Origin of the sequence: Nostoc sp. 'Peltigera membranacea cyanobiont' 232, from assembly GCF_002245985.1 — a bacterium.
Classification (GTDB): Bacteria; Cyanobacteriota; Cyanobacteriia; order Cyanobacteriales; family Nostocaceae; genus Nostoc.
Genome location: NZ_NOLK01000105.1, coordinates 21,844 through 27,843, shown reverse-complemented (window position 1 = coordinate 27,843; position 6,000 = coordinate 21,844). Strand labels below are relative to the sequence as shown.

General features: G+C 42.5%; 6 protein-coding genes. 1 reads left to right on the top strand and 5 read right to left on the bottom strand.

Translation table 11 applies throughout. The features are described 5' to 3' along the window. The first annotated feature begins 104 nt into the window (after positions 1-104). Positions 105-782: an SDR family oxidoreductase gene (locus CDG79_RS27560; RefSeq protein WP_094344954.1), complete on the top strand. Its 678-nt coding sequence runs from the start codon at positions 105-107 to the stop codon at positions 780-782. A gap of 1 nt (position 783) precedes the next feature. Here CDG79_RS27560 and CDG79_RS27555 read toward each other — a convergent pair whose 3' ends face one another. The 5 genes from CDG79_RS27555 to CDG79_RS27535 form a co-directional block, all read right to left on the bottom strand. After that, positions 784-1,836 (bottom strand): aromatic ring-hydroxylating oxygenase subunit alpha, encoded by a 1,053-nt coding sequence (locus CDG79_RS27555; protein ID WP_094344953.1) that lies wholly within the window; start codon positions 1,834-1,836, stop codon positions 784-786. Positions 1,837-2,014: 178 nt separating this feature from the next. Beyond that, positions 2,015-2,452, bottom strand: a complete 438-nt coding sequence (locus CDG79_RS27550) for a secondary thiamine-phosphate synthase enzyme YjbQ (protein WP_094344952.1) — start codon at positions 2,450-2,452, stop codon at positions 2,015-2,017. A 51-nt stretch (positions 2,453-2,503) separates the two neighbouring features. Then, complete coding sequence (locus tag CDG79_RS27545) at positions 2,504-3,670, bottom strand: pyridoxal phosphate-dependent aminotransferase (RefSeq protein WP_094344951.1); 1,167 nt, start codon at positions 3,668-3,670, stop codon at positions 2,504-2,506. A 148-nt stretch (positions 3,671-3,818) separates the two neighbouring features. Continuing rightward, positions 3,819-4,037 carry a hypothetical protein gene (locus CDG79_RS27540; RefSeq protein WP_094344950.1) on the bottom strand — a complete coding sequence of 73 codons (219 nt, stop codon included), beginning with the start codon at positions 4,035-4,037 and terminating at the stop codon, positions 3,819-3,821. A gap of 308 nt (positions 4,038-4,345) precedes the next feature. Next, complete coding sequence (locus CDG79_RS27535) at positions 4,346-5,368, bottom strand: tetratricopeptide repeat protein (protein ID WP_094344949.1); 1,023 nt, start codon at positions 5,366-5,368, stop codon at positions 4,346-4,348. Between the last annotated feature and the right edge of the window lie 632 nt (positions 5,369-6,000).

Sequence of the window (6,000 nt, the reverse complement as noted above, 5' to 3'; positions counted from 1 at the left end):
CCTCTGCCCCTCTGCCCCTCTGCTCTATCAAACGCCTGAAGCTTGTGAGAAATGCGGGCCAAGCCTCTGATAAAATCCTTTGAGCGTAAATAGTTAAGTTTATTATGACAAGTGCATCTTACATTTTTCTGGCTGGAGCAAGTCGCGGTGTTGGTCGAGAAATTGCCCAATATCTGACAGCCCAACAGCTAAAGGTTAAAGCACTCCTGAGAACAGCAGCAACTGCTGCTGAATTAGAAAAAATCGGTATAGAGGTAGTTCTGGGAGATGCCTTGAATATTGGCGATGTAGAACGGGCAATGCTGACAGATGAACCTATCCACACCGTTATCAGTACAATTGGCGGTTTACCATCAGATGTAGAAAGGCCAGATTACCCTGGTAATAAAAATCTGATCGATGCAGCAGTTAAAGCTGGAGTACAAAAGTTTATTCTTGTGTCTTCCATTGGTACTGGCAATAGTGTTGTTGCTGCGTCACCCCAAGTTTTAGCGGTACTAGGAAAAGTTTTAGCTGAGAAAGACAAAGCTGAACAACACTTAATTGCCAGTGGACTTACCTATACAATCATCCGCCCAGGTGGACTAAAGTCAGAAACAGCAACGGGTAATGGTGTTTTAACCGAAGATCCGCAGATTATTGGTAGCATAAATCGTGCAGATGTCGCCCAGTTAGTTGGTCGTTGTTTAAATAGCGATAGCACCAATAACAAAATTTTGTCAGCAGTAGACCGAAATATGCTATTCGGGCAAAGAGAATTTGCAGAATTTAGTTTTGAGTAATTTAAGCACGCCAGCGAAGTACTTGATCCTTGACAGGGTTCACAAATTCTCGTCCTTCAGCGACAGACCTGGCATACTCACGCTTTAACTGGTAATACCACTGTGCCTGCATATCTGAATCCTTAATCAGTCGCAGCACAGGATTATATTTGAGGCCGATCTGCTGCTTTTCCACAACCGTTCGGTCTTGACCGATAAAAGTCCGCGCCAGCACATGCAGCAGTGGCTTGAAAAATCCCGCCCAAGGAACAGTCCAGTAAAGAGCAAAAGTTACTTCGGTTTCTGTGTCTGAAATAGGTGTAACTGCCGTTAAATTAACGACTCTCTGGTTGCCAATTGTGGTTTCTTCTATTCTGACTCCAGGTAAACGAAAAGAAATCTCTGTTTCCGGCACACCACCGCCAATCAGCCAGTATAATCTCCCCCCATTCGCTGGCAATCGATGTCGTCGCATCGTGAAGCCGTAGGGCGAAGCATCGAATTGCTTGACTTCCTCGTGCAGTTGTTCGTTTCGCCACCACCAAGCACGATGAACATAGGGTGAATGAGCAGGATCCATCAGACCGACTACAGCATGATCTACAAAACAGGGAAATCTCATCACTTCTATGAATTGTGGCGATCGCTCATCAAACCCTGGAATTACCGGAATCTCCATCTCAGAAGCAGGTTTAGATTTATCGGGATCGGCCATATATATCCAGATATTCCCTTGGGCTTCCCGGATTTCGTAGGATTGTACGTCAAAGCGACTCAAATCCATCTGCTGCTCTTCAACAAGAGATGGAATTGCAGTGCAGCGTCCACCCGGGTTAAAGCGCCAACCGTGATAGCAACATTCCACTTCCCGACCATCGAATCTACCACAACTCAAAGGCACGGCACGATGAGGACAAATATCTCTCATCGCCGAGACTTTGCCATCTTGTCCTCGAACTAACAGCACCGGTTCATCCAAAAAGATGCGGCTAACCATCATACCTGGCTTGATTTGATTACTAGGCAGAGCATAGTACCAAGTATTACGTAATACAAAGTTATCGTTATTTTTCATCACTAATTGCCTCTGCCTTTGACACAACGAAAGTCCTGGTTTGTGGAAAGGAAGGTTATGTTTAGAAACATTCTTTCAGGTTTTTAATTGCTGTAAGTAAATTCAACTGATGCACTTGTCCATCGCTTTCGTAATTTTATTTTGGGTTATCTGGGATAATTGCAGGTGTGAAGTTGCATTATTCGCCAGATATTTGCACAAATACCGTTCTTTTGCGCGGCCCATCCAACTCAAAAAACAACACAGATTGCCAAGTTCCCAAAGCTAATTTACCATCCACAATGGGAATTATCTCACTAGTGGTCAGCATCATTGCCATTAAGTGAGAGTGAGCATTAATCGGCTCATCTTCTGGGACATCTCTTAAATGCAAGTCATTATGCAAATAACTGTCTGATTCAGGTGCTAATTTTTGCAAGAATATTTTTATATCTTCTAACAATCTGACTTCATTTTCGTTGATAGCTAAAGCTGTTGTTGTGTGTCGAGAGAATACTAAAACTTGTCCATTTTTAATTGATGTTGAAGCAAGAAAATCTTGAATTGGTGGTGTGATATTATGAATATTAATTTTTGGCTGAGTTTCAATTTCAATTAGTTTATTAATAATCGGCATCTGTTCAATTTTATATTCTAAGATTGCAATAGTATGCAGGAGGAATGACTTTTAACTCCTGACTATAGTTTCCAAACCTTGCACTAATCTTTCTATACCTTCTTGGGCTGTCTCTTTTTGCAGCGCCCCATAAGCAACACGCAAGTAGCATCCGTTATCCATACCAAAGGTTGTACCTGGAATAACTGCTACTTTATATTCTTGGATTAGTCTTTTAACTAACTCAAAAGCATCCATCTGGGTATTAACTTTCAGGAAAAAATAGAAAGCCCCATTAGCGGGTGTAATGCTACATAAACCTTGTAGGCGGTTAAGGGAGTCGAGTACTAATTGCCGTACTTGAGCGATTGCACCTATATTACTCTGCAAATACTCCGCTTTTGCTTGCAATGCCCCTAAAGCTGCATATTGGGAAATTACTGGCGGACAAATCAAAATCGTATCCTGGACTTTTTTGATGGCGACAAATAAGTGTTTGGGAATCACCATGTAGCCAATGCGCCAGCTAGCAAAACCGTATGCTTTGGAAAGGCTAAATAGAGAAATAGTGGACTTGCTACTCCCAAATGCACCAGGAGAAACGTGTTTTACGCCGTTATAGGTAAAGTATTCATAAGCTTCATCGCTGATGTGGTAAATGCCGCGAGTTTCACAAATTTGATTTACTTGGCGCAATGCTGCTTCTGAATAGACAACTCCAGTCGGGTTATTTGGTGAAATTGTCACTATGGCCCGTGTTTTAGGAGAAATTGCTTGAGCGATCGCTTCTTTTCGCAGTTGGTAATTTTCATCCGTCGCCACTAACACTACACGACAACCAGCCATTGCCATCGCCATTTCGTGGTTGAAATAGTAAGGCGTGTTCAGAATAATTTCATCGCCTGGGTTAGTAATCGCAAGAATGGCATTCATAAATCCCATATTGCTCCCTGCTGTCACAACGATGCAGTTTTCCTCGTTGATTTCAATACCGTTGAAGGCTTGCAATTTTCCAGCAAGTGCTGTCAGCAACGGAGGAATTCCCTCAACTGATTTGTATAAATTATTAGTGGGTTCAGCGAAAAATTTGGGTAAAAATTCGATGGCTTCTGGTGGTGGGTTGTAAGAAACAACACCCTGTCCTAGAGAGATTGTTCCAGGAGAATTTTTAATCAGTTCCCCAACCACAGGAATAATTGGCGACTGTACACCCTGCATACGAGAGGTTAGGGATTCCATATTTCCTTGCCTATGTACTTGGACTTAGTATCTCTTAATGTGGAAGACATGGAAAGTTACTCTGCGATCGACTCCCACAATGCGTGCTTGCATCAATGTGGGAGTCTGTCACCAAAATAATTAACCGGATTTGCGATTACTCAAAAATTTAGTCAATCGAAATCTGTTGAGGCCCACTTGCTTTGCCATTATGTCTATCTGTTGTGCTGCTGGTATAACTATTTGAGCGAGTCTGTTGATCCAGCCAGCTTTTTACAGGATCGTCCGCAAGATTCAGCCGAAGGACACCAGAGAATAACCCACCCACAAATGAGGCTGGATGCTGGATAAATTCTCTAAATAGAGGTGACAATTCATTAATGAACATAAAAAGACTCCTGGCGGTGCCATAAAAAATTATTACTTCTTAATCGATCGTAACCTGTTGATTAGTATATGGTCGGTGGTAACGAAGTTGCGAACTTTTTGAGCTTCAACTCGAACAAAAAAATTCCCCACTTCTTAAAAAAGTCGGGAATCTGAGCCTGTTGCATCTAAACTAGTACAACACGGCGGAAATAAACCAACCATTGGAAATGTCTAGAACCCTTACGCAATCTGAATTACGAATTACGTTAGCGCAGCGGTAGCGAGTCTTCGAGCGTCATTACGAATTACGAATTCCGCCTTGCGGTACTAGAGTGAATCAATAAACTGTTGTACTTTTTCTAGGAGTGGCTGATGTTCGATTTGCTCTGCTAACTCTTGAGCATTTTGGTAGCACGATCGCGCCATTTTTTTGCGTCTCGTTGTGGCGTAAAGGGTTCCCATATTCAGTAAAGTTGAAATTTCTCCGAGACTATCGCCCAATTGTTGATAGATCGCAATGGCTTGCTTGTAGAACTTCATTGCTTGGCGATGCTCTGTCAGGGTGCTGTAGGTAAAACCAATGTTGTGAAGGGTTGTAGCCTCCCCAGAGCGATCGCTGATTGCTCGACGTGTCAAAAGAACTTGATGGTAGAGCAATAAGGCTTGTTTAGGTTTTCCTAGCTCGCTATAGATTGAGGCAATATTATTCAAAGTGGTTGCTTCACCAAGCAAATTCTTGACGGCTCGTTGAATTGGAAGTGCTGCTTGAAAAAATTCCAGTGCTTGCTCAAACTTGCCCAAGACATTGTAAGCAAACCCAATGCCATTGAGTGTTGTTGCTTCACCAGAAAAATCACCTAACAATCGCCGCATCCTCAAAATTTGGTGTTGTAGCAACAGTGCCCGTTTTGGTTCTTCTAAGCGGGTATAAATTAGCGCAATATCATTAAGAGTAGAAACTTCACTTTGAGTATCTTGCGATCGCCTAAAAATTGGTAGTGCTTTGTCAAAATATTCCAACGCTTGCGAAAAGCGTCCAAGACGGCTGTAAGTAGAACCCAGATTGCTAAGTGCAGTTGCTTTTGCTGGCGCGTTGCCAATTTCAATAGCAACCGAAAGCGCCTGATGAAAGCGTTCTAATGCTCTTTGAGGTTGCCAGCAACTGAGGTGAGCTAAACCGAGATCGTTTAATGTATGACTTTCTCTAGCCCGATCTCGAATTGCTCTAGCCAAGTGTAAATTCTTGGTTGCAAGATCGAGAGATTCTTGAAATTTACCGCGCTGGTAGTAGCGGTTTGCTTCATCACGACGTTGTTCCCACTCTTTGACTTGATTTAAAGGTTGCGTCATCTAACCTCAGTTGCATTCTGCGATAAGTAGGCAGGACATCTCTTGGGTATGAACCCCTCTTAGGTTTCCCAAATTTTAACCTTTCTCTTCTATCTTTAGATATAAGACTTATATAGAGAAGTATGCTATCTTGCCATATCTACAGAAATATTTATGAAGCAATTAATACAAATAGAGGGCTGAGGCATGAGTTAGCAACCTACCGCAGAAGACGTAAACCATTTTGACCCGCATTTCTCACAAGCTTCAGGCGTTTGATAGAGCAGGGGAGCAGGGGAGCAGGGGAGCAGGGGAGAGTTCAAAAATACCAAGTTCTTTCCCCTCTGCCCCTCTGCCCCTCTGCTCCCCTGCTCTATCAAACGCCTGCACAAGCACGGGCTTTGAGAGGTGTGGTGAGAAATCCGGGTTTGAGCCGCCGAATTAAATTTACATGTTAGGCAGGGCGGCCGCATTATGTCAATAAGTAAAGTATATTCTCAATAGAGTTAAAATTTATGTCATTAACTCTTGCTTAGGAGTCGCGCAAAAATAACTTGAACACTTTTGATTAGAAAATAAGGCTAACAGCTTATTCCAAATTAAATTTGTACAACTTATTTTTACATGATGCCTTATTGCGAAAAATTTAGGCG